Source organism: Halomonas meridiana (assembly GCF_009846525.1).
Classification (GTDB): Bacteria; Pseudomonadota; Gammaproteobacteria; order Pseudomonadales; family Halomonadaceae; genus Vreelandella.
In genome coordinates, this window is sequence record NZ_CP024621.1 from 1,256,825 (window position 1) to 1,282,470 (window position 25,646).

Annotated in this window: 23 protein-coding genes and 2 tRNA genes; 11 read left to right on the forward strand and 14 right to left on the reverse strand. The window is 59.9% G+C overall.

Going from position 1 to position 25,646, the window contains the following annotated elements; all coding sequences use genetic code 11:
- The first annotated feature begins 51 nt into the window (after nucleotides 1-51).
- A complete protein-coding gene (locus CTT34_RS06180) occupies nucleotides 52-1,356 on the forward strand; it encodes a M18 family aminopeptidase (RefSeq protein ID WP_159341649.1) in 1,305 nt (434 codons plus the stop codon).
- 78 nt (nucleotides 1,357-1,434) lie between these two features.
- Here the strand turns inward: CTT34_RS06180 and CTT34_RS06185 are convergent.
- The 9 genes from CTT34_RS06185 to CTT34_RS06225 all read right to left on the reverse strand — a co-directional run bounded on the left by CTT34_RS06185 (nucleotide 1,435) and on the right by CTT34_RS06225 (nucleotide 8,829).
- Nucleotides 1,435-1,511: transfer RNA gene (locus CTT34_RS06185), tRNA-Met, on the reverse strand.
- 64 nt (nucleotides 1,512-1,575) lie between these two features.
- On the reverse strand, nucleotides 1,576-2,667 hold the full coding sequence (gene ychF, locus CTT34_RS06190; protein ID WP_159341650.1) for a redox-regulated ATPase YchF: 1,092 nt from the start codon (nucleotides 2,665-2,667) through the stop codon (nucleotides 1,576-1,578).
- 104 nt (nucleotides 2,668-2,771) lie between these two features.
- The gene (pth, locus tag CTT34_RS06195; RefSeq protein WP_159341651.1) at nucleotides 2,772-3,353 is read right to left on the reverse strand and encodes an aminoacyl-tRNA hydrolase; all 582 of its coding nucleotides are present in this window, start codon (nucleotides 3,351-3,353) and stop codon (nucleotides 2,772-2,774) included.
- A gap of 198 nt (nucleotides 3,354-3,551) precedes the next feature.
- Nucleotides 3,552-4,193, reverse strand: coding sequence for a 50S ribosomal protein L25/general stress protein Ctc (locus CTT34_RS06200; protein WP_159341652.1), 642 nt, complete (start codon nucleotides 4,191-4,193; stop codon nucleotides 3,552-3,554).
- A gap of 96 nt (nucleotides 4,194-4,289) precedes the next feature.
- A complete protein-coding gene (locus tag CTT34_RS06205; RefSeq protein WP_026001771.1) occupies nucleotides 4,290-5,231 on the reverse strand; it encodes a ribose-phosphate pyrophosphokinase in 942 nt (313 codons plus the stop codon).
- A 59-nt stretch (nucleotides 5,232-5,290) separates the two neighbouring features.
- Nucleotides 5,291-5,365: transfer RNA gene (locus CTT34_RS06210), tRNA-Gln, on the reverse strand.
- A gap of 30 nt (nucleotides 5,366-5,395) precedes the next feature.
- Nucleotides 5,396-6,256 (reverse strand): 4-(cytidine 5'-diphospho)-2-C-methyl-D-erythritol kinase, encoded by an 861-nt coding sequence (ispE, locus tag CTT34_RS06215; RefSeq protein ID WP_159341653.1) that lies wholly within the window; start codon nucleotides 6,254-6,256, stop codon nucleotides 5,396-5,398.
- 59 nt (nucleotides 6,257-6,315) lie between these two features.
- Complete coding sequence (gene lolB, locus CTT34_RS06220; RefSeq protein WP_159341654.1) at nucleotides 6,316-6,960, reverse strand: lipoprotein insertase outer membrane protein LolB; 645 nt, start codon at nucleotides 6,958-6,960, stop codon at nucleotides 6,316-6,318.
- Between the two features lie 75 nt (nucleotides 6,961-7,035).
- A complete protein-coding gene (locus tag CTT34_RS06225) occupies nucleotides 7,036-8,829 on the reverse strand; it encodes a tetratricopeptide repeat protein (RefSeq protein WP_159341655.1) in 1,794 nt (597 codons plus the stop codon).
- Between the two features lie 228 nt (nucleotides 8,830-9,057).
- Between CTT34_RS06225 and hemA the strand changes: the two genes are divergently transcribed.
- From hemA to CTT34_RS06250, 5 genes are read left to right on the forward strand one after another with little or no spacing between them, the layout of a single operon-like run.
- Nucleotides 9,058-10,368 carry a glutamyl-tRNA reductase gene (hemA, locus tag CTT34_RS06230; protein WP_159341656.1) on the forward strand — a complete coding sequence of 437 codons (1,311 nt, stop codon included), beginning with the start codon at nucleotides 9,058-9,060 and terminating at the stop codon, nucleotides 10,366-10,368.
- Nucleotides 10,365-11,453 (forward strand): peptide chain release factor 1, encoded by a 1,089-nt coding sequence (prfA, locus tag CTT34_RS06235; RefSeq protein WP_159341657.1) that lies wholly within the window; start codon nucleotides 10,365-10,367, stop codon nucleotides 11,451-11,453. The genes hemA and prfA overlap by 4 nt, the downstream gene beginning before the upstream one ends.
- Nucleotides 11,453-12,301: a peptide chain release factor N(5)-glutamine methyltransferase gene (prmC, locus tag CTT34_RS06240; protein ID WP_159341658.1), complete on the forward strand. Its 849-nt coding sequence runs from the start codon at nucleotides 11,453-11,455 to the stop codon at nucleotides 12,299-12,301. Before prfA ends, prmC begins: the two co-directional genes overlap by 1 nt.
- Before the next feature lie 30 nt (nucleotides 12,302-12,331).
- Nucleotides 12,332-12,832, forward strand: a complete 501-nt coding sequence (locus tag CTT34_RS06245) for an Lrp/AsnC ligand binding domain-containing protein (RefSeq protein ID WP_044628221.1) — start codon at nucleotides 12,332-12,334, stop codon at nucleotides 12,830-12,832.
- 4 nt (nucleotides 12,833-12,836) lie between these two features.
- Nucleotides 12,837-13,592, forward strand: a complete 756-nt coding sequence (locus CTT34_RS06250; protein ID WP_159341659.1) for a HesA/MoeB/ThiF family protein — start codon at nucleotides 12,837-12,839, stop codon at nucleotides 13,590-13,592.
- A gap of 100 nt (nucleotides 13,593-13,692) precedes the next feature.
- Here the strand turns inward: CTT34_RS06250 and ahpF are convergent, their stop codons facing one another.
- Entirely contained in the window at nucleotides 13,693-15,249 is a 1,557-nt protein-coding gene (gene ahpF / locus CTT34_RS06255; protein ID WP_159341660.1) for an alkyl hydroperoxide reductase subunit F, read from the reverse strand.
- A gap of 179 nt (nucleotides 15,250-15,428) precedes the next feature.
- Nucleotides 15,429-15,992: an alkyl hydroperoxide reductase subunit C gene (ahpC, locus tag CTT34_RS06260; RefSeq protein WP_159341661.1), complete on the reverse strand. Its 564-nt coding sequence runs from the start codon at nucleotides 15,990-15,992 to the stop codon at nucleotides 15,429-15,431.
- Nucleotides 15,993-16,345: 353 nt separating this feature from the next.
- Here ahpC and CTT34_RS06265 point away from each other — a divergent pair, with 353 nt between their 5' ends.
- From CTT34_RS06265 to CTT34_RS06280, 4 genes are all read left to right on the forward strand, one after another.
- Nucleotides 16,346-17,449: a polyamine ABC transporter substrate-binding protein gene (locus CTT34_RS06265; protein WP_159341662.1), complete on the forward strand. Its 1,104-nt coding sequence runs from the start codon at nucleotides 16,346-16,348 to the stop codon at nucleotides 17,447-17,449.
- Between the two features lie 95 nt (nucleotides 17,450-17,544).
- Nucleotides 17,545-18,726 (forward strand): ABC transporter ATP-binding protein, encoded by a 1,182-nt coding sequence (locus CTT34_RS06270; RefSeq protein ID WP_159341663.1) that lies wholly within the window; start codon nucleotides 17,545-17,547, stop codon nucleotides 18,724-18,726.
- A 31-nt stretch (nucleotides 18,727-18,757) separates the two neighbouring features.
- Complete coding sequence (locus CTT34_RS06275; RefSeq protein ID WP_159341664.1) at nucleotides 18,758-19,669, forward strand: ABC transporter permease subunit; 912 nt, start codon at nucleotides 18,758-18,760, stop codon at nucleotides 19,667-19,669.
- Nucleotides 19,666-20,508 (forward strand): ABC transporter permease subunit, encoded by an 843-nt coding sequence (locus tag CTT34_RS06280; protein ID WP_159341665.1) that lies wholly within the window; start codon nucleotides 19,666-19,668, stop codon nucleotides 20,506-20,508. The genes CTT34_RS06275 and CTT34_RS06280 overlap by 4 nt, the downstream gene beginning before the upstream one ends.
- Before the next feature lie 18 nt (nucleotides 20,509-20,526).
- On the opposite strand, the gene CTT34_RS06285 is transcribed toward CTT34_RS06280, so the two are convergent.
- Entirely contained in the window at nucleotides 20,527-20,736 is a 210-nt protein-coding gene (locus tag CTT34_RS06285; protein ID WP_159341666.1) for a zinc ribbon domain-containing protein, read from the reverse strand.
- 162 nt (nucleotides 20,737-20,898) lie between these two features.
- Here CTT34_RS06285 and CTT34_RS06290 point away from each other — a divergent pair, with 162 nt between their 5' ends.
- Nucleotides 20,899-21,312 carry a DUF3617 family protein gene (locus tag CTT34_RS06290; RefSeq protein WP_253017241.1) on the forward strand — a complete coding sequence of 138 codons (414 nt, stop codon included), beginning with the start codon at nucleotides 20,899-20,901 and terminating at the stop codon, nucleotides 21,310-21,312.
- 71 nt (nucleotides 21,313-21,383) lie between these two features.
- Here CTT34_RS06290 and CTT34_RS06295 read toward each other — a convergent pair whose 3' ends face one another.
- Together CTT34_RS06295 and CTT34_RS06300 are read right to left on the reverse strand one after the other, a co-directional pair.
- A complete protein-coding gene (locus CTT34_RS06295) occupies nucleotides 21,384-24,524 on the reverse strand; it encodes an efflux RND transporter permease subunit (RefSeq protein ID WP_159341667.1) in 3,141 nt (1,046 codons plus the stop codon).
- Nucleotides 24,524-25,588, reverse strand: coding sequence for an efflux RND transporter periplasmic adaptor subunit (locus CTT34_RS06300; protein ID WP_159341668.1), 1,065 nt, complete (start codon nucleotides 25,586-25,588; stop codon nucleotides 24,524-24,526). The genes CTT34_RS06295 and CTT34_RS06300 overlap by 1 nt, the downstream gene beginning before the upstream one ends.
- Nucleotides 25,589-25,646 lie beyond the last annotated feature (58 nt).

Below are 25,646 nucleotides of genomic sequence, written 5' to 3' on the forward strand. Positions count from 1 at the left end.
AGCAGGTCATTTCCCCTGTGAGACTCAATCATTACTGTTATGAGGAATTCCATGTCCGAGGCTTTCAACGCGGAACGTTTAACGCGGCTGTGCGATTTTTTGCAGCAGTCGCCTACGCCATGGCATGCCACCCAGAGCATGACTGAGCGTTTGGAGCAGGCGGGCTTCACGCGCCTGGAAGAGACCGCGAACTGGCAGCTCGCGCCAGGAAAGCGCTACTACGTGACGCGTAACGATTCGTCGGTGATCGCGTTTCAGTTACCCGCTGGCAAACTGACTAGCCTGCGTATGATGGGCGCTCACACCGATAGCCCAGGGCTGCGCCTGAAGCCCAACGCGACCCAGTACTCGGCCGGCTGGCTGCAGTTGGGCGTGCAGGTATATGGCGGCGTGCTGCTAGCCCCCTGGTTCGACCGCGATTTGGGTTTGGCGGGGCGTGTACACGTGCGCCATGCCGATGGCCGTTTGGAAAGCGTGCTGCTGAACGTAGACCGCCCCATCGCGATGATTCCGAGCCTCGCGATCCACATGGACCGCGACGTGAACGGGGGGCGCTCGATCAATCCGCAAACGCAAATGGCACCGGTGCTGATGCAGAGCGATACCGCCAAATTGCACGAGCTATTGGGGCAGTGGCTGGAAGAGCAGCACGGCCTGCGTGCGGTCGAGGTGGTGGATTTCGAGCTGGGCTTTTACGACGTTCAGCCGCCGTCACTGGTTGGGCTGCGCAAAGAGCTGCTGGCCAGCGCACGGCTGGATAACCTGCTGTCGTGCTTCGTTGCCCTAGAGGCGCTGCTGGAGTGCGATGGCAGCCAAGGAGCGCTGCTGGTGGCGAACGACCATGAAGAGGTGGGCAGTGCCAGCGCCTGCGGCGCACAGGGGCCGTTCCTGGGCGATGTGCTAAAGCGCTTGAACGCCCAGGTCGGTGGCGGCAGTGAGGAGTCGCTGATTCAGCTGATCCAGTCGTCGCTGATGATCTCCTGCGATAATGCCCACGCGCTGCACCCGAACTTCCGCGACAAGCACGATGAGCGCCACGGCCCGGCCATCAACGGTGGCCCGGTGATCAAGGTGAACGCGAGCCAGCGCTACGCCACCAATAGTGTCACCGGCGCGCTGTTCCGGGATGTGTGCCGCGAAGCGGATGTGCCGGTGCAGTCATTCGTCACCCGGGCGGATATGGGCTGCGGCAGCACGATTGGGCCGATTACCGCTACGGAAGTGGGCGTGCCGACCATCGACGTAGGATTGCCCCAGTGGGCGATGCACTCGATTCGTGAAACGTCCGGCACGCGAGATGTGGATTACCTGACGCGGGCGCTGACGGTGTTCCTGAATCGCCCAACGCTCTCCTGATTCAACCGCCCGGTTAGAAACGAAAAAGGCCCGCTGACTTAGTCAGCGGGCCTTGCTATTGCTAGCGTAATTCGGTGTTGGTGGCTACGCCCTGATTTGAACAGGGGACCCCATCATTATGAGTGATGTGCTCTAACCAGCTGAGCTACGTAGCCGTTCAACGGAGGCGAATATTACTCAGGGAGACGCCGCCCGTCAAGCATTTATTTCTTTTCTCGCTTATACGTTGAAGCGGAAGTGGATTACGTCGCCATCTTTGACGATGTACTCTTTGCCTTCCAAGCGCCATTTGCCGTTGTCTTTGGCGCCTTGCTCACCGCCCAGCGCGACGTAATCGTCATAGGCGATGACCTCGGCGCGAATGAAGCCCTTCTGGAAATCGGTGTGAATCACACCGGCGGCTTCCGGCGCGCTGGCGCCCTGTTTCACGGTCCAGGCGCGGACTTCTTTCACACCGGCGGTGAAGTAGGTTTGCAGGCCCAGCAAGGCGTAGCCCGCACGAATCACGCGGTCGAGTCCTGGCTCTTCCATGCCCATTTCGGCCAGGAACATGCTGCGCTCTTCGTCTTCGAGCTCGGCAATTTCGGCTTCTAGCTGGTTGCACACCGGCACGACGACCGCGCCTTCTTCGGCGGCGATCTCTTTGACGATGTCCAGGTAGGGGTTGTTCTCGAAACCATCTTCATTGACGTTGGCAATGTACATGGTGGGCTTGAGGGTCAAGAAGCCGAAGCTTTTCACCTGGCGCTTCTCGTCCTCGTCTAGCCCAAAGCTGCGCAGCGGCTGGCCTTCGGCCAGATGTGGTTGGATCTTGTCCAGCACGGCTTTGGTGGCAATGGCGTCTTTGTCGCCACCTTTCACCACGCGCACCAGGCGCTGGCTGGCTTTCTCGACGGTGTCCAAGTCGGCCAGGGCAAGTTCCAGGTTGATGGTCTCGATATCGGCGCGGGGGTCGACCTGGTTGGCGACGTGGATGACGTTGTCGTTATCGAAACAGCGCACCACGTGGGCAATCGCTTGGGTTTCACGAATATTGGCCAGGAACTTGTTACCCAGGCCTTCCCCCTTGGAGGCGCCCGCTACGAGGCCCGCGATGTCCACGAACTCCATGGTGGTGGGCAGCACTTTTTCGGGCTTTACGATGGCCGCCAGCTTGTCCAGTCGCGGGTCGGGCATCGGTACGATACCGACGTTGGGTTCGATGGTGCAGAACGGAAAGTTCTCCGCATCAATGCCAGACTTGGTCAACGCATTGAAGAGCGTGGATTTGCCTACGTTGGGTAGGCCGACGATACCGCAGTTAAAGCCCATAAAATAACTTCCTGACCGCTAGGGCGGCGCAACCGTTCGTGCACCTGCCCGGTGTGAAAAGAGTGCGTTCGTAACGCGTGGTAATAGAGTCCGACAGCGTGCTGCTATTTTACGCTATGTAGGCGGTTCATGGCTTTAGCCCAGTCGCCGGAAAGCGCGAGCGGCAGCGTGGCCAGGCACTCGTCCAGCGAGCGCTCGATGGCTTCTTGCTCGGCCTTGCCGGGGCGGCCCAGCACGTAATTGACCACCTGCTTCGCCTCGCCGGGATGGCCAATGCCAATGCGCACGCGGTGAAACTGCTTCTGGTTGCCCAGGGCGCTGATAATATCGCGCAGCCCGTTGTGGCCGCCGTGCCCGCCGCCGGTTTTGTAGCGTGACTGCCCCGGGGGAAGGTCGAGCTCGTCGTGCGCGACCAGCAGATTCTCCGGGGATAGTTTGAAGAATTGGGTAAGCGCTGCGACCGCCGCACCGCTACGGTTCATGAACGTGGTGGGGTTGAGCAAGTGCAGCTCATGGTCACCCACACGGGCTTTGGCGTAGAGCCCTAAAAACTTTTTCTCAGGACGCAGTTCGGTGTGGGCGCTGCGTGCAATGGCGTCGACTAGCCAAAAGCCCGCGTTGTGTCGGGTGGCGTCGTATTCAGCGCCTGGGTTGCCCAGTCCTATAATGGCCGTTACCTGGCTCATTTTCCCACCTCCAACGGTTCTGGAAGATATGACGACGTGTGACGGAGCTGCCTCCGCAGGCAGCTGACTGAGGCTATCGAGCCCCGTGCCGCAAAAAAAAATCAAGCGCCGAAGCGCTTGATTTTAACATCCTTGGGCCATGCGAGCATGGCCCAGGTAGCGCTGGTCAGCGTGGGCTGTCAGCACCTTTAGCAAGGCTTACTCGGCGCTGCCTTCTGCGTCGCCTTCACCTTCGCCTTCTTCTTCGTCATCGCCACGTACTTTCACTTTGGTGATGCTCAGAATGGCGTTGTCGTGCTCTTCACCGTGGGCCAGGTCAACAGACGTGACGCCGGCCGGCAGGGTCAGGTCAGACAGGTGCAAGGTAGTGCCCAGCTCGACCTTGCTGATGTCCACTTCCAGGAAGTCCGGGAGGTCTTTCGGCAAGCAGCTGATGGCGATTTCGTTCGCCAGCACGTGCAGTTCGCCGCCCTGGTCTTTGATGCCGACACACTTCTCTTCGTTCACCACGTGCAGCGGCACGTTCATGGTGATTTCGTGAGTGGCGTCAACACGCAGGAAGTCAGCGTGGGTCAGCAGCGGCTTGAACGGGTGACGCTGCAGGTCACGAACAACCACTTGCTCTTCTTTACCGTCGATCACCAGCTTGATGACAGAGGAGAAGAAGGACTCGTCTTCGATCGCCTTGTAGAACGCAGTTTTTTCTACGGAGATCGACTGAGCGCCTTTCTCACCGCCGTATACAACGGCCGGTACTTGTTGGTTCGCACGACGCAGGCGGCGGCTCGCACCTTTCCCCAGGTCGTTACGAACGCTGGCTTGCAGGATAAAATCAGACATGGAATTTGCCTCTTGGTTTAAGTAAGGAAACGCCGCCGCCCGCGACCAGACGACGACGTTTCCAGGGCCCCAAGTGGGGGCTCATAACGTCAGGCGTTAATGAAACATCGCGCTGACGGATTCCTCGTTGCTGACGCGGCGAATGGCTTCCGCAATCAGGCCAGCAACGCTCAACTGACGAATTTTTCCGCTGCGACGCGCGTGGTCGGCGAGCGGAATGGTGTCGGTCACGACAACCTCGTCCAGTACAGAGTTGGTGATGTTGTCGACCGCGGGGCCGGACAAAATCGGATGCGTGGCGTACGCAACAACGCGCGCAGCGCCGTGGTCTTTCAGAGCTTCACCGGCTTTACACAGCGTGCCGGCGGTGTCGATCATGTCATCGACGACCACGCAGGTGCGGCCTTCGATTTCACCGATTATGTGCATCACCTGGGCTTGGTTCGCCTGAGGGCGACGCTTGTCGATGATGGCCAGATCGGCGTTGAGCTGCTTGGCGATGGCGCGGGCACGCACAACGCCACCAACATCGGGGGAAACAACCACGAGATCGTCGTAGTTTTGACGCTCGATGTCGTCCAGCAGGATCGGTGAGCCGTACACGTTATCAACCGGTACGTCGAAGAAACCTTGGATTTGGTCAGCGTGCAGGTCCATGGTCATGACGCGGTCAACGCCTGCTTTCACCATCATGTCCGCCACGACTTTGGCAGAGATGGGAACACGGGCGGAGCGTACACGACGGTCCTGGCGGGCATAACCAAAATAGGGAACCACTGCCGTAATACGGGTCGCTGAGGCGCGACGCAGAGCGTCGACCATCAGGATCAGTTCCATCAGGTTGTCGTTCGTCGGGGCACAGGTGGATTGCAGGATGAACACATCCTTACCACGCACGTTCTCATTGATCTCGACCGCGATTTCGCCGTCGCTAAATTGACCAACCGTTGCGTTACCCATACGGCTGTCTAAGCTCTCGGCAATCTTTTGAGCGAGTTCGGGATTGGCATTCCCGGTGAAAACCATCAATTTTGACACGCGCAGCCACCTTTGCAGTGTTGGGGATCAGGGGAGAAAACGCAGATCAACATTAGAATTGGCTGGGGTACCAGGATTCGAACCTGGGAATGCCGATACCAAAAACCGGTGCCTTACCACTTGGCGATACCCCAGCAATAACCTAATGCGATGACCGGGCGCTTTCAGCAGCCCAGAGCATCTTGTAGGGGAGAGGTGTTAAGTCCGCGCGCGACCCATGCTTGCCAGCGCTGATTAGCCTGTTCAACCACCGTTTGCGCAGCTTCTTCGGAATCGAATGCTGCAAACAAACAGGCGCCTGTGCCCGTCAGCCGACTAGGTGCATGCTGCGCGAGCCAGTCAAGCGCTTCCGCAATATGCGGGTAGCGTTTTTTGACGGTAGCTTCGCAGTCATTACGCCACTCGGCCACTCCCCCCTGCAGTGCGCGCGCCATAGTAATGGGGAGGCTGTCGCGTGTCAATTCCGAGTCATGGAAGATGGCCGGGGTGGAAACGCTAATGCCGGGGTGAATGACCGCGAACCACGGAGTGTCGAGGGTCACGGGCGTCAGCTTTTCGCCGATGCCTTCCGCCCAGGCGCTGCGGCCATGGACGAAAACCGGCACGTCGGCACCCAAGGCTAGCCCCAGCTCTGCCAGGGAGGCATCGCTAAGCCCCAGCTGCCAGAGCTGGTTGAGTCCTTTGAGCACGGTGGCCGCGTTGGAGCTGCCTCCACCCAGACCGCCGCCCATGGGCAGGTGCTTCTCGATGGTGATCGACGCACCTAGGTGGGTGCCGCTGGCCTGCTGCAATAACGCGGCTGCCCGAACGATCAGGTTGTCATCGTGGGCGACGCCTGCCATTGGCGTCATGAGTTCGATGACGCCATCGTGGCGTAGTGTCATGCTCAGGTAGTCGCACAGGTCGATGAGTTGAAACAGCGTCTGCAGTTCATGGTAACCGTTTGGGCGACGCCCTACGATATGCAGCATACGGTTCAGCTTGGCGGGAGCAGGTAGGGTAAGGGTGTGGGGTATTGCGGACATGCCGTCTCTCTACTGCTAAACGTATGAAAAAGGGCTGGCGCTGGGCCAGCCCGAGGAGCCTATTCCGTCGCCTGCCACTGGTTGACGACCAGCGTAATGCGCACGTCGCCGTAGTTCATCACCAAGCGGCGCGGCAGCCACATGCCTTCGGCCTGCTCCCAGTCGCGGTAATCGATGTCCCAGCCGTCCTGCTGCAAGAAGCTGGGGAAGCCCAGCTCGTCGGTTTCGAGCTGGTAGCTGGCGTGGTCGCCGGGCAGGCCGCGCACCCAGTCGGGCATGGCGCGCACCGGTAACGACCAGCCAAGCTGCTCTTCCATCAAGGCTTCGGGGGTTTCGGCTTCGAAACGGCCTTCGCTGGTGGTCAGTGAGAAACGTCCTTCACGGCCCTCCAGAACGCTGCGGCCGCCACCGAAGGGGCCGCTGATCAGCATGCGGAAGTAGTAGGGCGTTTGGTTCCAGTCCAGGTTGGCGCTGGTGTTCTCCTGGGGCGTGCGCAGACCCGCTTTACCGACCAGCGTCCAGCTATCGAACGCTTCTACCTCGGCCTGCTGGCGCTCCCACTGTCCGGCTTGACGGCCACTCTCATCGACGGGCGCTTGGCTGGCACACCCCGCCAGTGCGGCCATGGCCAGCGCAGCTACCCATAGGCGCGCAGAGCGGTAGCGTGGCGAGGTCGGTGTGCTGTGTAAAAAAGAGATCAACATAACTGGCTCCATGTCCGTGCTGTCGGTAAAGAGGAGACGCGGGCGGCGGTGACGCGCGCCCACAAAACGTATGCCTTAGGGCGTGCGCGAGGGGGTAAGTTCAGGATAGCGCTCGAGTAGGTCATCGATTTGCGGATGATACGTCGCGCGCTGAAGAATGCGCTCGATGAGTTGCCGCGCTTCGTCGCTACGGCCCAGCGAGTGCAGCACCTCAGCCAAGTGGGCGGCAATTTCTTGGTCGGGCATCTGAGCGTAGGCGCTTTCCAACCATGCCAGCGCGTCGTCGGGCTGACCGAGGCGGAAGTACACCCACCCCATGCTGTCGAGCACCGCCGGGTTATCCGGGTCGGCTTCGTAGGCACGCTCGATGAGGTCGCGGGCCTCTTCCAGCCTGCCGGGGAGGTTGAGGTCAGCGAGGGTGTAGCCCAGCGCGTTCAGCGCATCGGCGTTGTTGGGCTCGGTACGCAGAATTTGCCGTAAGTCCCGCTCCATGCCTGCCAAGTCACCCATCTCCCAGGCGCGCATGGCGCGTAGGTAGAGCAGGCTGGTGTCATCCGGCGTGCGGGTGATTTCGCGATCCAGCAGCGCCGTGGCGTCCTCTTGCAGTGAGAGTTCGTCCAATAGCTGCACTTCTAAACGGACCAAGTCGCCGAAATAGGCGTCGTGGCGCATACGCTCGATGCGCAAGAACGCACGGGCGTCCAGCAGGCGGTCGTCTTCAATCAGCATGTTGGCGGCTGCGGCCCGGGCGGGCAGGAACTCTTCGCCCTCGTGTACCTGGCGGTAGTAAAGAAGGGCGTTATCCACTTCACCCTGCGACTGCGCAATCGCGCCCATCAGAAAATAGGCGACGTTGGGGATGTTCTCTTGACCGATCAGCGGTTGCAGTAACCGGTAGGCAGGCTCGCTGTGGCCCTCTTCTAAGTAGAGCTGCGCCAGCGCGATACGCAAATCCTGGTTGCCGCCGTGGCTATCGAGCAGCGCGTTGGTTTGCACTTCGGCGGCAGCGATGTTGTTGAGGCGAATTTCCGCCTGCGCCAGCATCAGGATGAAGCGTACGTCGTCAGGGGCTAGGCTCAAGCCCTGTTGGGCGGCTTGCTGGGCGCCACGGTGGTCGCCGGTTTCCAGCGCTAAGCGGGCTTTCGCCAGCCACAGGGCGGCGGACTCGGGCTCCTGCTGCTCTACTTCATCTAAATAACGCTGGGCCGTTTGCGTTTCGCCTAAGGCGGCTTCGATCAGTGCCGTGCCGAGCAGGACGTCGCTATGAAACTCGCGTTCAGATATTGCGGGCTGGGCCAGATAGCTGCGTAGCTGCTGTGCCAGTAGCCGCAGCGGTGCCTCTTCGGCCACCGCAATTTCGGCGAAGGTGGCAATCTCGCCGTTGCCATCTGCTTCAGCAATGGCGAGCCGCTGCTCGAGGCTGTCGAGCCAGTCGCCCCGCTGCAGCGACAGCGATGCCAGCAGGCGATTGGGCGTTTCTGCGCGGGGGGCGAGTTCCCGCCAGCGCATCGCCGAGGCTTCCATTAGCGCAGCGTCGTTGCCAAACCGAGCGGCGAAGGTAGCGCGTTCGGCAAGCCCCGGTGAGGGATAGCGCTGCGCGGCGTCGAGATAGCCTTGCCCCGCATAGCGATAGTCGCCGCGCTGCCCGGCCAGCTCCGCTGCCAGCAGGGTGCTCAACCCAGCGGCATCTAACCCGCGCGTGACGGGCGGCGCCGAGGCCATGGGGTCTTCGACGCGAGCGTGCTCGTCGTCACCCAACAGCGCAGGCGAGAGCTGGCAGCCGCTCAGTAGCAGCGTGGCGGCCAGGGGAAACAGTGGAAAACCCGAAAACGAAAGGGGAATACCCAGAAGTGTTGCGCGATGGGGCATGCGTATCTCGATCAAGTGGCCGAGTGTTCAGCATAGCGGCTTGGCTGCCTGCGGCAAAGTGGTGTGCGCCAGAAGATGCTCGGCTGTGATAGAATGATCCACCTTGAAAAAGAGCCGAGTCAGCGCAATTCACTCAATAGGCTGCTCTCTTAGACTTGTATCAGCAAGCCAAGAAACAATGACCGACAGTGACGTGACGACCGATCCACTAGCGAAGACGCATAACCCATGACGCTTCTTGCCCTGGGAATCAATCATCGTACTGCCACCGTAGCGGTGCGTGAGCAGGTAGCCTTTACGCCGACGCAGCTAGAAAGCGCGTTGGCCGAGCTGCGTAGCCTGCCGCACATCAGCGAAGCGGCGGTGCTTTCGACGTGTAATCGCACGGAACTCTACTGTGTGACGGATGCCGCCGGTGAGCAGACCGTGCTGGACTGGCTGGGTCGTTTTCACAATTTACGCGTGGAAGAACTCTCCCGCTGCGCTTACCACTACCACGACAACGACGCCGCTCGGCACTTGATGCGCGTGGCCGTGGGTCTGGACTCCATGGTGTTGGGCGAGCCGCAAATTCTCGGCCAGTTGAAAGAGGCCTATCAGCAGGCGCGTCAGGCCAAAGGCCTGGGCGGTGAGCTGGAGCGCCTGTTCCAGCACACGTTTGCCGTGGCCAAACAGGTGCGCACCGAAACTGGCATCGGTAAAAATCCGGTGTCCGTTGCCTATGCTGCCGTGAGCATGGCTAGCCGCATATTCGATGATTTCAGCCGCGCCAACGCGTTACTGATTGGGGCCGGTGAGACCATCGAGCTGGTGGCCCGTCACCTGCACGAAGCCGGGGTGCGCCAGCTCACCGTTGCCAACCGTACTCGAGAGCGTGCCGAGCAGGTCTCTTCCTCGCTGGGGGGGACGGCGATTACGCTGCCGGAGATTCCCGATGCGCTGGAACGCGCCGACATCGTCATCTCTTCCACTGCCTCGCCGCTGCCGATTCTGGGCAAGGGTATGGTCGAGCGGGCGCTGAAAAAGCGCCGCCATCGCCCGGTCTTCATGGTAGACATCGCCGTGCCCCGGGATATCGAGCCGGAAGTGGGGGAGCTGGCGGACGTGTTCCTCTATACCGTCGATGACCTGGAAGAGGTGATCGAAGAAAATCGGCGTCATCGCCAGGTTGCGGCCGACCAAGCCGAGTCGCTGATCGAACACGGCGTGGGGAGCTGGCAGCAGGAGCGGCGGGTACGCAACGGGGGCGAGGTGATTCGCGATTTTCGGCGTCACGGTGAATCGCTGCGCGACCAAGCCCGCGACCAAGCGTTGGAGCGCCTGGCCAAAGGCGAAGACCCTGCCAAAGTGGTCGAGCGTTTGGCGCACCAGCTCGCTAACCGCTTCATGCATCAGCCGACGCTGACCATTCGCGAAGCGGCCGCCCAGGAAAACCACGATTTGCTCAGCGCCGCGCCGCGCCTGCTGCTACCACCGAAGCCCGCCTTCGAGCAGCCTGCGCCCTCGGCAAAACGCCAGAAGGATGATACGCCCGCATGAAAGAGACTTTGCGCCAACGTTTAGACAGCTTTTCCGACCGGTTCGAAGAGCTGGCCATGCTGCTGTCCGATCCTGAGGTGATCAACCATCAGCAGCGCTTTCGCGACTACTCCCGTGAGTACGCCGAACTCGAAGAGCTGGTCGCCGCGTGGAAACGCTACCTCGACGTGGAACAGGGCATTGCCGAGGCCGAGCAGCTCAGCCGCGATAGCGACCCCGAGATGCGCGAGCTGGCCGAGATGGAGATTCTCGATGGCCGCGAGCAGTTGGAAACGCTCGATGCAGAACTCAAGCGCCTGCTGATTCCGAAAGATCCGGACGATGGTCGCGGCGTCTTCTTGGAAGTGCGCGCGGGCACCGGGGGCGATGAAGCGGCGATTTTTGCGGGCGACCTGTTTCGTATGTACTCCCGCTATGCGGAAAAGCGCGGCTGGCGCGTCGAAATTGTTAGCGCTAGCCACGGCGAGCAGGGCGGTTATAAAGAAGTGATCTCCCGGGTGAAGGGCGATGGCGTTTATGCACGGCTCAAGTTCGAATCGGGCGCTCACCGGGTGCAGCGCGTACCGGCGACCGAATCCCAGGGGCGTATCCACACGTCAGCGTGCACCGTCGCGGTGATGCCCGAGGTGGACGAAGTGGGCGATATCGATATCAATCCGGCCGATTTGCGGGTCGATACCTACCGCTCCAGCGGTGCCGGTGGGCAGCACGTCAACACCACCGACTCCGCGATTCGGATTACCCACCTGCCCACCGGCGTGGTGGTGGAGTGCCAGGAAGAGCGAAGCCAGCACAAGAACCGCGCTAAAGCGATGTCGCTGCTGGCCGCCAAGCTCAAGCGCAACGCCGTGGATTCCCAGCGCCAGGAGCAAGCCGATGCCCGCCGCTCGTTGGTAGGCTCTGGTGACCGCAGCGAGCGTATCCGCACTTACAACTTTCCTCAGGGGCGCATTACCGACCACCGCATCAACCTGACGCTCTACAAGCTGACCGAAATAGTGAGCGGTGAGCAGTTGGACGATGTGATCGAGCCGCTGATTCATGAGTACCAAGCGGAACAGCTTTCGGCCCTGCAGGACGCGTAATGACGTTCGATGCCTTGCTGAACAGCGCGGCCCAGCGGCTGCAGCGCGCCGGTTCGCCATCGCCACGGATCGATGCCGAGGTGCTGATGGCCTTCGCCACGGGGCGCAGCCGCACATGGCTATACACCTGGGGCGATGGTGAATGCCCGACTTGGGAACATGCCCGCTTTGATGCACTGGTCGCCGCCCGCGCCCTGGGCCAGCCGGTGGCTTATTTGACCGGAGAGCGCGAGTTTTGGGGGTTGCCGCTGGCGACCTCTCCCTCCACGCTGATTCCCCGCCCCGATACCGAAACGCTAGTAGAGGCCGCGCTAGCGCGTGCCGGCACGCCAACCGGCAGGCTGCTCGACCTGGGCACGGGTACTGGGGCCATCGCGCTGGCCTTTGCCAGTGAACGACCGGCATGGCAGGTCGTTGGGGTCGATGTTCGCCCGGAAGCAGTGGCACTAGCCACTCACAATACTCAGTCGCTGCGCATCACCAACACAACTTTTCTGGTAAGCGACTGGTTTGCCGCGCTGACGGCGCCGCCTGAGGGCGCGGCTTTTGACATCATCGTCAGTAATCCGCCTTACATCGCAGCCGACGACCCGCATTTAGCCGAGGGTGACGTGCGCTTCGAGCCGCGTTCAGCGCTGGTGGCCGGGGCCGATGGCATGGCCGACCTGCTGCATCTGATCACCGCTGCGCAAAGGTTTCTTTCGTCGGGCGGCTGGCTGGCGCTGGAGCACGGCTACCAGCAGGCGCCCCTCGTTCGCCAAGCGCTGATTCATGCGGGCTATCAAAACGTTGAAAGCGTGCAAGACATCGGCGGCCATGAACGGGTTACCCTGGGGCATCTCGACTAACTGCCTGATTCATCAGTATTGGATCCTGCCATGAAACCAAAAAATAGAACGCTGGACCGTATCGACCTGAAAATTTTGCGCTGCCTGCAAGAGAACGCGCGCATCTCTTATGTAGACCTCGCGTCAGAGGTTGGGTTATCCACAACCCCTTGCCTAGAGCGCGTCAAGCGCCTGGAGCGTGCGGGAATCATTCGCGGCTATCAGGCCATTCTCGACCCTCGGGCACTCAAGGCGAACCTGCTGGTCTTCGTGGAAATTAGCCTGGAAACCCAGTCACCTGCCGTGTTCGACGAGTTTCGCCGTGCGGTGGAGAAGCTGCCGCAAATTCAGGAGTGCCATTTGGTCTCTGGGCAGTTCGACTACATTTTGAAGTGCCGCATTCCCGAAATGGCCGCGTATCGTCAGCTATTGGGCGATGTGGTGCTGACCCTGCCCGGCGTGAAAGAGTCGAAAAGCTACGTGGTGATGGAAGAGGTGAAGGAGAGCTTTAGCCTGCACATCCCCGACTTCGAGGAATTTGAGGATAAGTAACGCGATGATGGACGACCAGGCGCTGCTGCGTTACAGCCGCCAAATCATGCTGCCTGAGGTGGACATTGAAGGGCAGGAGCGCTTGCGCGCTGCCCATGCGCTGATCATCGGTGCCGGTGGGCTGGGCTCGCCGGTGGCGCTCTATCTCGCGGCGGCGGGCGTAGGCACCATTACCATCGCCGATGCTGACCATGTCGAGCTAACCAATTTGCAGCGCCAAATTGCCCATCATCAGGCAAGCCTGGGGGTGAACAAAGCGCGTTCAGCCAAGGAGCGTATGCAGGCGCTCAATCCTGAGTGCCAGGTCGTGGCGGTAGAGCAGCACGCAGAAGGCGAAGCGCTCACTGCACTGGTGGCCTCGGCCGATGTGGTGCTGGACTGTACCGACCGTTTCTCCAGCCGCTATGCCATCAATGCCGCCTCCCAGCAGGCAGGCGTGCCGCTGATTTCCGGCGCGGCGATTCGCTTTTCGGGCCAGCTGGCGGTGTTCGACCCGCGTGATGAGGCGTGCCCTTGCTACGCCTGCCTCTACCCGCCAGCAGACAGCGACGACGAAGCGCTGAGCTGTGCAGAGAGCGGTGTCATGGCTCCGCTGGTAGGGCTGATTGGCTGCTTCCAGGCGGTGGAAGCGTTTAAGCTTTTAAGCGGCGCGGGGAGGACGCATCAAGGCTTATCTACCTTCGATGGTTTGACCGGCCAGTGGCGCCATTTTCAGGTGCCGAGAGACCCCGCCTGCTCGGTGTGTAGCGCCCGCGCATAAAAAAACGCCCGCAGGGAGGCGGGCGCGACGTCACGGTCTTCACGTCAAAGGGAACGAACTCAGTAGGGCGGCACGGCCGCCCTCTTAGCCAGTCATTCGCTTAATTACGAATCAGATAGTCGAAGGCTCCCAGTGATGCTTTGGCACCTTCGCCCATGGCAATGATGATCTGCTTGTAGGGCACGGTGGTAACATCGCCGGCGGCGAACACGCCGGGCACCGAGGTCATGCCGTGGGCATCGACGATGATCTCGCCACGGGGTGACATTTCGATGGGTGAGCCTTTCAGCCACTCGGTATTGGGTACCAGGCCGATTTGTACGAAGATGCCTTCCAGCTCGATGCTCTTCACTTCATCGGTGTTGCGATCTTTGTAGGTCAGGCCGTTGACACGGCTGCCGTCACCGGTGACTTCAGTCGTTTGGGCATTCAGCACGATATCCACGTTCGGCAAGCTCTTCAGCTTCTTCTGCAGTACCGCGTCGGCGCGCATTTCACCCATGAACTCCACCAGGGTCACGTGACCGACGATACCGGCTAGGTCGATCGCGGCTTCGACGCCAGAGTTACCGCCACCAATGACCGCCACACGCTTGCCTTTGAACAGCGGGCCGTCGCAGTGAGGGCAGTAGGCAACGCCTTTGTTGCGGTACTCCTGCTCGCCGGGCACGTTCATTTCACGCCAGCGAGCACCGGTCGCCAGTACCAGGGTCTTGCTTTTCAGCTTGGCACCGGACTCGAAAGTGACTTCGTGCAGGCCGCCTTCGGCTTCCGCCGCTTTGAACGACGTGGCGCGCTGGAGGTTCATCACGTCGACGTCGTACTCTTTGACGTGTTCTTCAAGGGCGCTGACCAGCTTGGGGCCTTCGGTATGGGTGACGGAGATGAAGTTCTCGATGCCCATGGTGTCGGCAACTTGGCCGCCAAAACGTTCGGCAGCAACGCCGGTATTGATGCCCTTACGGGCAGAGTAGATCGCTGCCGACGCACCTGCCGGGCCGCCGCCGATAACGAGGGTGTCAAACGCGGCTTTTTCGCTCAGCTTCTTGGCTTCACGTTCGGCAGCGCCGGTATCTACTTTGGCCAGAATCTGTTCGAGGGTCATGCGGCCCTGGTCGAACGGCTTGCCGTTCAAGTAGATGCTGGGCACGGACATGATTTCGCGCGATTCGACTTCATCCTGGAACAGCGCACCGTCGATGGCGACGTGGCGCACCTTCGGGTTGAAGATCGCCATCAGGTTCAGCGCTTGCACGACATCCGGGCAGTTCTGGCAGGAGAGCGAGTAGTAGGTCTCGAACAGCATCTCGCCGTCGAGGGCTTTGATCTGATCGAGCAGTTCTTGAGAAGTCTTGGGTGGGTGGCCACCCACTTGCAGCAGCGCCAGTACCAGCGAGGTGAACTCGTGGCCCATGGGGATGCCAGCAAATACCACGCCGGTCTCTTCGCCGGGGCGGTTGATAGCAAACGACGGGGTACGGCTGTCTTGCCCGTCGGTGTGCAGAGTAATCTTATCGGTGAGGCTGCTGATATCTTCCAGCAAACCCAGCAATTCACGTGACTTGGCACCGTCATCGAGGGACGCAACGATCTCGAACGGTTGAGTCACTTTTTCCAGGTAAGCTTTCAACTGATTTTTTAAATTGGCGTCCAGCATGACAGTGGCTTCCTCGCAGTCAGCAGTAAGTCGTTCTCGACCTAAAACGCACGCTGCCGAATTAGTCGGGCAGCCGATGGTGCTAGGGAAAACAGGGATGCGGTGATACGGGTACTTAAACAAAACACCCGGGCCGAGTGCCCGGGTGTCGTGCTGCCTTTGGGGCAGCGGTAGGCGATTTAGATTTTGCCTACGAGGTCCAGAGACGGGGCAAGGGTCTCTTCGCCTTCTTTCCATTTGGCCGGGCACACTTCGTTCGGGTTTTCACGAACGTACTGAGCAGCCTTCACTTTACGCAGCAGCTCTTCGGCATTACGACCGATGTTGCCAGCATTGATTTCGACGATCTGAATTTTGCCATCCGGGTCGACGACGAAGGTGCCGCGCTCGGCCAGACCTGCTTCTTCGATCAGAACTTCGAAGTTGCGAGAAATCTGTAGGGTCGGGTCAGCGATCATCGGGTACTGGAGCTTACCGATGGTGTCAGAGCTGTCGTGCCATGCTTTGTGGGTGAAGTGAGTGTCGGTAGACACGCTGTAGATCTCGACGCCCAGCTTCTTGAAGGCTTCGTAGTTGTCGGCCAAGTCGCCAAGCTCAGTCGGGCAGACGAACGTGAAGTCGGCCGGGTAGAAGAAGAAGATGGACCACTGACCTTTCAAATCCGCTTCAGTGACGTCGATAAACTCGCCGTTCAGGTAAGCGGTGGCTTTAAACGGTTTTACTTCAGTGTTGATCAAAGACATTCAGAACGTCTCCACAAAAGGTGAATGGCAGTAGAAAAAGTTGTTGCTCATGGTAGCGGACTACGACTAATAGCTAAAATTGGAAAAGCGAATCTTTCCAATAGGTAGTGGCTATTGAACGATGTGGCTACCGTCAGCGACCCTTGAGGTGGGGGCGGTAGCTCCTGAATACAAGAATTTTTCAGTTACTCTTGCGATAGACGGCACTGCACCGCAAAATTCGCACGGTTGCGATAATCGCCTAAGCTGTTTTCAGTTGGATTCGGTGGGCACATGACGACACCTGCCAACGAACAGCCGGTGGCCGAACGTGGGCTGTGATGGTGTGGACTTTACATTTTAGGAGTAGGTCAATGGGGAACATCCAAAAACTTTCAGGGGCCGTTACGGCCATCTCTTTCGCCGTAGCGGCTGCCGCTGCCCACGCTGACGAAGTGCGGGTATACAACTGGTCTGACTATATCGCCCCGGAAACGCTGGAGAAGTTCACCGAGCGTACCGGTATCGAAGTAACGTACGATGTGTACGACAGTAACGAAATTCTCGACGCTGCGCTGCTGTCCGGCCGTTCAGGCTATGACGTGGTGGTGCCGTCAACCTACTACTTTACGCGCCAACTCAAAGCAGGCGTGTTTCAGCCGCTCGACCACGAGCTGCTGCCCAACCTGGACAACCTCGACCCTGAGCTGATGGCCAACCTCGAGTCCATCGACCCAGGTAGCGAATACTCCGTTCCTTACATGTGGGGTACGAATGGCATCGGCTATAACGTCGAGCGTGTCACCGAAATTCTCGGTGACGATGCTCCGTTGGATAGCTGGGCGCTGCTGTTCGACCCGGAAATCACCACCCAGCTGAGCGAAGCAGGCTGCGGCCTGGCCATGATGGATTCAGGCGATGAAATGCTGTCGCCGGCCATGGTTTACCTTGGTTTGGATCCGCTGAACGAGACCGTCGAAGACATCGAAGCCGCCGGTGAGCTGATCGCCAACGTTCGTGACAACATTACGTACTTCCACTCTTCGCGTTACGTGTCTGACCTCGCCAACGGCGATATTTGCGTGGCCGCAGGTTACTCTGGCGATATCTTCCAAGCCGCTGCGCGTGCCGAAGAAGCGGGTCGCGACTTCACCATCGGTTACAGCATTCCGAAAGAGGGCGCTGCCCTCTGGTTCGACATGATGGCGGTGCCGGCGGATGCGCCGAACCCCGAGAACGCTCACGCCTTCATCAACTTCATCCTCGACCCGGAAATCGCCGCTGAGATAAGCGAGTACGTGCGTTACGCCAACCCCAACCTGGCGGCTAACGAGTACCTGTCCGATGAACTGATCAACGACCCGGCCATTTACCCCGAGACCGACGTGATGAAGAACCTCTACGTTCAAGTCGAGAAACCCCAGGAACTATTGCGTGCTCGCACGCGCACCTGGAACCGCGTCAAATCTGGACGTTAATGCCAATCATCGTCTGACGGCGAGCCGGGCTGCTGCCCGGCTCGCTGTTTGTCTTTTATCGCCCGGTTAACCGGGCCTTTTGATGGGAGTGGCGAATGGTCACTACGCCCCTGTCGAACGACGCCTCCTCTGCTTCGTCTGCCGTTCCTCCTCCGGCTCGCGCCCAGGGGAAGGCACCTCGATTTGCCGAGGATATCGTTTTAGAGGTCAAGCGTTTGAGCAAGCGATTCGATGATGCGCTTGCCGTGGATGACGTGAATTTACAGGTAAAGCGCGGCGAAATTTTTGCCCTGCTGGGCGGCTCGGGGTCGGGTAAGTCGACGCTGCTGCGCATGCTGGCCGGGTTCGAAACGCCCAGTGAAGGGCGCATTTTGTTGAGTGGCGAGAACATCACCGAGATGCCGCCACACAAGCGTCCCATCAACATGATGTTTCAGTCGTATGCCCTGTTTCCGCATATGACCGTGGCCCAAAACATCGCCTTCGGCCTGAAGCAGGACAAGCTACCCAAAGCTGAAATCGATGCGCGGGTTGCCCAGATGCTCAAACTGGTGCACATGGAGCGCTTCGCCAAGCGTAAGCCTCACCAGCTCTCGGGTGGTCAGCGTCAGCGTGTGGCTTTGGCCCGCTCGCTCGCCAAGCGACCCAAGCTGCTGCTTCTCGATGAGCCCATGGGCGCACTGGATAAAAAGCTGCGTACCGAAATGCAGTTGGAAGTGGTCGAGATCATCGAGCAGGTAGGCGTGACCTGCATCATGGTGACCCACGACCAGGAAGAAGCCATGACCATGGCGGATCGGGTGGCGATCATGGCCGATGGCTGGATCGAGCAAGTCGGCTCGCCAGTGGATATTTATGAAAGTCCCGCTAGCCGTATGGTGGCCGAATTCGTGGGCACGGTGAACCTGTTCGAAGGCGAGATCATCGAAGACGCCGCCGATCATTGCCGCATCGAATCACCGGCGCTGTCTCGGCCGATTTACATCGACCACGGCATCACCACGCAAGCGGTGGACCGTCGGGTGTGGGCAGCGCTGCGCCCCGAGAAAATCTGGCTGACTCGCGAACAGCCGACGTGTGAGTACAACTGGGAAGCAGGCAAAGTGGACGATATCGCCTATTTGGGCGGCTACTCGCTCTACTACGTGCGCACCGCCTCAGGGCAGATGATCAAGGTGAGCATGGCCAACACCGAGCGTCGCGGCGACCGTCCCACCTGGGAGGATAGCGTGTACGTTTATTGGGAAGACCATAGCGCTATCGTGCTGAACCGCTAATGCCCGGGTGGCTGAGAGGAGATTGCCTATTATGATGCCATCTCGCATTGCAGGCGTGATCAAGCGGATGCAGCTAGGCCGTCGCGCTGTGATTGCGTTCCCGCTGGTGTGGCTCACGCTGTTTTTCCTGCTCCCGTTTGCGCTGGTGCTGAAAATCAGCCTGTCAGAGTCAGCGATTGCCATACCGCCCTATGGGCCGCTGGTGGAGTATGCCGACCAAACGCTGAACATCTTTTTGAATGTGGGCAACTATCTGTTTTTGTTGTCCGATTCACTTTATGTGGCGGCGTACTGGGGGTCGATCAAGACCGCCTTCATCGCCACGGCGGTGTGTTTGCTGATTGGTTATCCAATGGCGTATGCCATGGCGCGTGCGCCGGGCCGCTGGCAGCTCATTCTGCTGCTGTTGGTCATGCTGCCATCGTGGACCTCATTTCTGATTCGGGTCTACGCCTGGATGGGCATTCTCAGCAATAGCGGCTTGATCAATAACCTGTTGATCGGTTTGGGGATCATCGACTCCCCCTTGCAGATGATGAACACCCATTTTTCGGTGATTGTAGGGATCGTCTACGCCTACCTGCCGTTCATGGTGCTGCCGCTGTATGCCCACTTGACGCGTTTGGATAACTCGCTGCTGGAAGCGGCGTCGGATCTTGGATCACGTAAATTCAACACCTTCTTGAAAGTCACGCTGCCGCTCTCGATGGGGGGCATCATCGCGGGCTCGATGCTGGTGTTCATACCGGCAGTCGGGGAGTTCGTCATTCCTGAGCTGCTGGGCGGCCCAGATACGCTGATGATTGGTAAGGTGCTGTGGGAAGAGTTCTTCCTCAACCGGGATTGGCCCGTGGCCTCGGCGCTCGCCATGGTCATGCTACTGCTGTTGCTTGTCCCTATCGTGTGGTTCCACCGTTACCAGTCACGGGAGCTTGAAGAATGATGAGATCGCGTCGACGCCCAAGTTTTACCACCGTGATGCTGGTTGCAGGGCTGCTGTTTCTCTATCTACCCATGGTCGTGCTGGTGGTCTATTCGTTCAACGAATCCCGCTTAGTGACGGTATGGGCCGGATTTTCCACCCAGTGGTACGGCGAGCTGTTCCGTGATCAGCAGATTCTGTCGGCGGTTTGGACCAGCCTGGAGATCGCCTTCTTTGCCGCCAGCATGGCGGTGTGCCTAGGCACGGTCGCTGCCTTCGTCATGACGCGCTACGGCCACTTTCGCGGCAAAACGGCGCTCTCCAGCATGGTGACCGCGCCGCTGGTCATGCCAGAGGTGATCACCGGTCTTTCGCTGCTGCTGCTATTTGTGCAGATGGCGCAACTGATAGGCTGGCCCGCCGACCGGGGGATGGCCACCATTTGGATTGCCCATACGACGTTCTGTAGCGCCTATGTGGCGGTCGTGGTGGCCGCTCGTCTGAGGGAAGTGGACCGCTCTATCGAAGAGGCGGCCATGGACTTAGGCTCACCGCCGGTCAAAACCTTCTTCTTCGTGACGCTGCCAGTGATCTCGCCCGCGCTGGCCGCGGGCTGGCTGCTGGCGTTCACCCTATCGCTGGACGACTTGGTCATCGCCAGCTTCGTGTCGGGCCCCGGTGCGAATACGCTGCCGATGGTGGTGTTCTCTTCCGTGCGGATGGGGGTGTCTCCGAAGATCAATGCGCTGGCGACGCTGATCATTTTGACGGTGTCGTTGGCGACGCTGCTGGCGTGGTACTTCATGCGCCGCAGCGAGGCCAAGCGTTTGGCAGCCATTCAGCAAGCCGAAGGGGCTTGAGGGCAGGGCGGTAAAGCGCTAGAGGACGTCGTCGTCACGCCCCGTGATGACGGCGTCTAGCTCACCGGTCATGGGAGAGACGATGACCTGTAGCTGAATGGGCGCACAGCACTGGTGACAATCCTCCCAGGTGTCGTGGCTGCCCTGGGAGGTGTCGATCACGAAGGTGAGCGGCGTGTCACAGTAAGGGCAGTGAAAATCGTGATTGACTAACGCATCGTCTTGCATGGTATTTGCCCTTTTTAGCGTTACACTCGTGGTACATCAGCATGATGGTTTCTTAGTGTAGCAGTGCTGTTGGCAAGCAGGCACCTGAGGCGCGAATCAGGTAGGATAGTGGCAGGTTGTCCCGAATCACCTAGCGAGATGAAAGCGATGATGAAACGATACATGGCAGTTGCGGCCCTAGCGGCCTTCCCGATGGTCGCCCAGGCGGAAACACCCAACGTGACGCCCGGCGAATGGGAGTTCGTCAGCGTGACCAGCGTCAGCGGCGATATGCAGATTCCCGATCAAACCGAAACCGAGCGTCAGTGCATCACGCAGGAAGAGCTGGAAGGCGCGGAGTTTGGGTTCATCGAAGAGGAAGAGGGCTGCGAGCTGCTTGACCAAGACATGAATGCCGACGGCCTCTCCTACAGCATGGTATGCCGCGCTGAAGGTGGCGAAGCCACCATCGACGGCGAAATGCGCTTCATGGGCGAGCAGATCGAAGGCACCGTGGATATTCTGACGCAGTCCCCCATGGGTGAGCTGACCATGAACACCGCGATTGAAGGCGAGCGCATCGGCGACTGCGAATAAGCACAGCCGTTGTGACGATTAAACACTAAGGGCGCCGCGTTGGCGCCCTTAGTGTTTCTGGTGGTTATGCTTTATCGCTCGGGCGTATCAAGCGGCGTGTGTTGAGCCGTGGGCGCATTAGCGATTTCTTCTTCGAGCTGGCGCTTCACTGCTCCAGGCGAGCCAGAGTGGCGGGCCAGCAGATCGTAGGCCACTGGCACGACGAACAGCGTGAAGACGGTTGCCGCCCCAACCCCGGCCATGATCACCGTGCCAATCACCAACCGTGATTCCGCCCCCGGGCCGCTGGAGATGATCAGTGGAATAGCCCCCGCCATGGTGGTCACGGCGGTCATCAAAATTGGCCGCAGGCGAGTGACCGAGGCTTCAATCAGCGCCGAGCGAAATCCTTGGCCCTCATCGCGCAACTGGTTGGCGAACTCAACGATCAAAATACCGTTTTTCGCCGCCAAACCAATCAGCAGTACCAAGCCCACTTGGCTATATATATTCAGCGACTGGCCGCTGAGCAGCAGCGCAAGCAGTGCCCCGCTCATGGCTAGTGGCACTGTGAGCATAATCACAAACGGGTGGATGAGGCTTTCGAACTGGGCGGCCAGTACCAGGAATACCACCACGGCACCCAGCACCAGCAGGAACATCGTCGCACCGCTGGCCTGCTGGAAATCCCGGGATGGCCCCGCCACGTTGGTTTGTACCTCTTCTGGCAGCAGGGTGTCGGCGGTATCTTGCAGGTAGGCCAGCGCTTCGCCCAGCGGGTAGCCGTCGGCGAGGTTCGCTTCGATGGTGATGGCGCGTACACGGTCGAAGCGGTTGAGCGTGCTGGCACCGGCAAAGTCGGACAGCGTGACCAAACTGGCCAGCGGAATGAGCTCTCCTGTGCGTGCTGAGCGCACCTGAATGTTATCCAGCGCGCGGGGGCTGTTCTGGCGGCTGCGGTCGCCTTCCACGATGACGTCGTACTCCTCACCGTTGTCCACGTAACGGGTCACGTTACGGCCCCCCAGCAGCACTTCCAGCGTGCGGCCAATCTCGGTCACGGTCACACCTAGCGAGGCGGCACGCTCGTAATCGATATCGACCCGCAGCTGCGGCTGGGTTTCGTCGTAGTTGCTCTCGATGGCCGTCAAACGCGGGTTGTTTTCCCGCACGTGATTGATCAACCGATCACGCCAGCGGGCAAGCTCTTCGTAAGTGCCGCCGCCCAACACAAACTGCACCGGCTTTTGGGTGCGCTGGCCAAAGCCCTGGCGCATCACTGGAAAGGCTTGAACGCCCGGCAGCGAGCGGAGCTGCTGGCGCACGTCGGCCATGATCTCCCAGGCGCTGCGGCGGCTGCCCCAGTCGGCCATATTGACGATGATGAAGCCGCTGTTGAAGTTCTCGATATTGCCGAAGCCGCGCGGGGCACGCACGACCACGCGCTCCAGCTCGCCGCTCTCAACAAACGGCGTCAGCCGCGCTTCGATTTCATCCATGTAATCCATCATGTAGTCGAAGGTAGCTCCCTCAGGCCCGTTGACCAGCACGATGAAGTTGCCGCGGTCTTCCTGCGGGGTGTACTCATTGGGCAGTTCCGATGCCAGCCACGCTGTGCCTGCAATCAGCAGCGCAAACAGGGCGACCACCAGCCACTTGGCCGCCAGCACGACTTCCAGCGCTCGCTGGTAGCGGCGCTTGGTGCCGTCCAGCAGCCACTGCACGCCTTGGCCAACGCGGCTATCGTGCATGCCGGGCTTAAGAATTTTGGAGGCCATCATCGGCGTTAGGGTGAGCGCGAGCAGGGTAGAGACGACCACCGCCGCTGCCATGGTGAGGGCGAATTCCGAGAACAGCCGGCCAATGTCGCCTTGCAGCATGCTGAGCGGCACAAAGACGGCGACTAGCACCAGCGTCGTGGCAATCACCGCAAAGGCGATTTGACGCGTGCCGCGAAAGGCGGCCACCAGCGGCGTTTCGCCGTAGTCGTGCATACGTCGGTTGATGTTTTCGAGCACCACAATGGCGTCGTCCACGATCAGCCCGATGGCCAGCACCAGGGCGAGCAGGGTGAGCAGGTTGATGGAGAAGTTCATCGCCGCGAGCGCCGTGAAAGCGCCAATCACGGCAATCGGCACCGTGACGGCGGGGACGAGGGTCGTGCGCAGGTTGCCCAGGAACAGAAAGATCACCACCACCACGAGCCCCATGGCGATAAAGAGGGTCATCACCACCTGCTCGATGGCACCGGAGACGAATACCGAGGCGTCGTAATTCAGAGCCAGCGACATGCCCTCGGGCAGAGTACCTTGTAGTCGCGTCAACTCCTGTTGCACCGCTTCCGACAGCTCGATCACGTTGGCGGTGGACTGCATGATCATCCCTAGGCCCACCATGGGCACGCCATTGGCTCGGAACACCGAGCGATCCTCCACCGACCCAACTTCCACGCGGGCGACATCGGAAAGACGTACCAAATAACCGTTGCTGCTTTGGGCCAGGGCCAAACGCTGAAAATCATCGGCGGTAGAGAAGCTGCGCGGCAGACGGACGATGAACTGGCGGTCGTCGGACTCGATCGAACCTGCGGGAAGTTCGACGTTTTCCGCCCGCAGTGCATCTTCCACGTCGCCCACGGTGAGGCCGCGAGCCGCCAAGGCGTTACGGTCGAGCCAGACACGCATGGCGTAATCCTGCCCGCCGCCCACGCGAACGCGGGCAACGCCCGGCTGCACCGAGAGGCTATCGACAAGAAAGCGGTTGGCGTAGTCGGTGAGCTCGGCAATTGAGTAGTCCGCTCCCGAGAGGCTGAGCCAAACGACGATCTCTTCGCTGCTGTCGGCTTTGGTAACTTCCGGGTTGTCGGCGTCGTCGGGTAGGTTGCGCAGTGCGCCTGAAATGCGGTCGCGGATATCGTTAGCGGCAGCGTTGATATCCATGGTGATGGCGAATTCGATCTCGATGCGCGAGCGGCCATCTTCACTTTGCGAGGTGATGAGTTCGATGCCCTCCACCCCGGCAATGCGATCTTCTAACACTTGGGTAATGCGTGTTTCTACTACGCTGGCAGAGGCACCGGGGTAGCGGGTATCGATACTGACGATGGGCGGGTCGACCGTAGGGTATTCTTGCAGCGGCAAGCGGTTGAGCGCCAGCAAGCCAAAGGCAATGATCAGGGCGGCAATCACCATGGCCAGAACGGGCCGCTGGACGGAAATGTCGGATAAACGCATTAGCGATCAGCCTCCAGCAGCGAGCGAATGTCCGTCGTGTCATCGGCAATGCCCAATATGCGTACTTCCTGGCCTTCCCGGGCGAGCTGCAGGCCGTGAATCACGACCAAGTCGCCTTCACGAATACCTTCCAACACCTCGACTTCTCCACTGCGCCGCTCGCCAATAGCGACTTCACGACGCTCTAAGCGCGGGGCCTCTTGCTGTTGAATCACCATGACAAAATGGCGGTTGCCGCTGGGTTGAAGGGCGGCTTCGGGCAGCACTAACGCATCGCGCACGCGCTGCTGCACGATGACTTCCATCAGCATGCCAGGGCGCAGCTTTAAGTCAGGATTGGCCAACTCGGCGCGCACGTTGACGCTGCGGGAGACGGGGTCGATACGGGTGCCGATACTCGAGATCTCGCCGCGAAACACTTCATCCGGGTACGCGGCGGTGGTGGCGCTCAGGCTCAGCCCAGCTGAGAGTCGGTCTAGAAATACTTCGGGCACGGTGAAGTCGAGTTTCATGACGTCGAGCTTGTCGAGAGTCACCAGCGCCATGCCAGGCGTAACGAGTGCGCCCACACTGACATTGCGAAAGCCCACCCGGCCGCTGAACGGCGCGTGGATGCGATAGTTTTCCAGGCGGGCTTCCAGCGCTTGGGCATCAGCTTGCGCTTGGCGAAGCTGGGATTGAGTATCTTCGACGTCGGCTCTGGCCGCGAGGTTGCGCTGCTGTAGCTGCGAGGCGCGGCCAGAGGCGTTACGCCGTTCATCGGTAATGGCTTGGGCAGCCCGTAACAGCGCCTGCTCCTCGCTGTCTTCGAGGCGAATCAATAAACGGCCACGCTCGACCTGCTCGCCATCGTCGAAATTGATTTCAGCGATGGTGTCCGTGACGGTAGCGGATAGGGTAACGCTCTCATCGGCGTTCAAGGTGCCCAACGCTTCCAGCGGATCGGACCATGTTTCGGTCTTGACGTGGTAACCAATGACCGGTGGCTGCGATTGCGCACAGGCACCAGCGGCCCATCCGAGCAGGAGCAAGAGGCAGCAAAAAAAGCGTTTAAAAGCGAACATAGGTGTCTCTATTGTATTGAGCAGGAGGCGCAGCTGAGAGCAATCGTTAGCCATAACG

Excerpts from the sequence above, each read along its gene's own strand:
- ahpF (WP_159341660.1), bottom strand. The coding sequence starts at position 15,249 with ATGCTGGACGCCAATTTAAAAAATCAGTTGAAAGCTTACCTGGAAAAA.
- ispE (WP_159341653.1), bottom strand. The coding sequence starts at position 6,256 with ATGTCCGCAATACCCCACACCCTTACCCTACCTGCTCCCGCCAAGCTG.
- hemA (WP_159341656.1), top strand. The coding sequence starts at position 9,058 with ATGACGCTTCTTGCCCTGGGAATCAATCATCGTACTGCCACCGTAGCG.
- prmC (WP_159341658.1), top strand. The coding sequence starts at position 11,453 with ATGACGTTCGATGCCTTGCTGAACAGCGCGGCCCAGCGGCTGCAGCGC.
- CTT34_RS06250 (WP_159341659.1), top strand. The coding sequence starts at position 12,837 with ATGATGGACGACCAGGCGCTGCTGCGTTACAGCCGCCAAATCATGCTG.
- CTT34_RS06280 (WP_159341665.1), top strand. The coding sequence starts at position 19,666 with ATGATGAGATCGCGTCGACGCCCAAGTTTTACCACCGTGATGCTGGTT.
- ahpC (WP_159341661.1), bottom strand. The coding sequence starts at position 15,992 with ATGTCTTTGATCAACACTGAAGTAAAACCGTTTAAAGCCACCGCTTAC.
- CTT34_RS06270 (WP_159341663.1), top strand. The coding sequence starts at position 17,545 with ATGGTCACTACGCCCCTGTCGAACGACGCCTCCTCTGCTTCGTCTGCC.
- ychF (WP_159341650.1), bottom strand. The coding sequence starts at position 2,667 with ATGGGCTTTAACTGCGGTATCGTCGGCCTACCCAACGTAGGCAAATCC.
- CTT34_RS06275 (WP_159341664.1), top strand. The coding sequence starts at position 18,758 with ATGATGCCATCTCGCATTGCAGGCGTGATCAAGCGGATGCAGCTAGGC.
- CTT34_RS06180 (WP_159341649.1), top strand. The coding sequence starts at position 52 with ATGTCCGAGGCTTTCAACGCGGAACGTTTAACGCGGCTGTGCGATTTT.
- CTT34_RS06225 (WP_159341655.1), bottom strand. The coding sequence starts at position 8,829 with ATGCCCCATCGCGCAACACTTCTGGGTATTCCCCTTTCGTTTTCGGGT.
- lolB (WP_159341654.1), bottom strand. The coding sequence starts at position 6,960 with ATGTTGATCTCTTTTTTACACAGCACACCGACCTCGCCACGCTACCGC.
- CTT34_RS06285 (WP_159341666.1), bottom strand. The coding sequence starts at position 20,736 with ATGCAAGACGATGCGTTAGTCAATCACGATTTTCACTGCCCTTACTGT.
- CTT34_RS06290 (WP_253017241.1), top strand. The coding sequence starts at position 20,899 with ATGGCAGTTGCGGCCCTAGCGGCCTTCCCGATGGTCGCCCAGGCGGAA.
- CTT34_RS06295 (WP_159341667.1), bottom strand. The coding sequence starts at position 24,524 with ATGCGTTTATCCGACATTTCCGTCCAGCGGCCCGTTCTGGCCATGGTG.
- CTT34_RS06245 (WP_044628221.1), top strand. The coding sequence starts at position 12,332 with ATGAAACCAAAAAATAGAACGCTGGACCGTATCGACCTGAAAATTTTG.
- CTT34_RS06265 (WP_159341662.1), top strand. The coding sequence starts at position 16,346 with ATGGGGAACATCCAAAAACTTTCAGGGGCCGTTACGGCCATCTCTTTC.
- prfA (WP_159341657.1), top strand. The coding sequence starts at position 10,365 with ATGAAAGAGACTTTGCGCCAACGTTTAGACAGCTTTTCCGACCGGTTC.
- CTT34_RS06200 (WP_159341652.1), bottom strand. The coding sequence starts at position 4,193 with ATGTCTGATTTTATCCTGCAAGCCAGCGTTCGTAACGACCTGGGGAAA.
- CTT34_RS06300 (WP_159341668.1), bottom strand. The coding sequence starts at position 25,588 with ATGTTCGCTTTTAAACGCTTTTTTTGCTGCCTCTTGCTCCTGCTCGGA.
- pth (WP_159341651.1), bottom strand. The coding sequence starts at position 3,353 with ATGAGCCAGGTAACGGCCATTATAGGACTGGGCAACCCAGGCGCTGAA.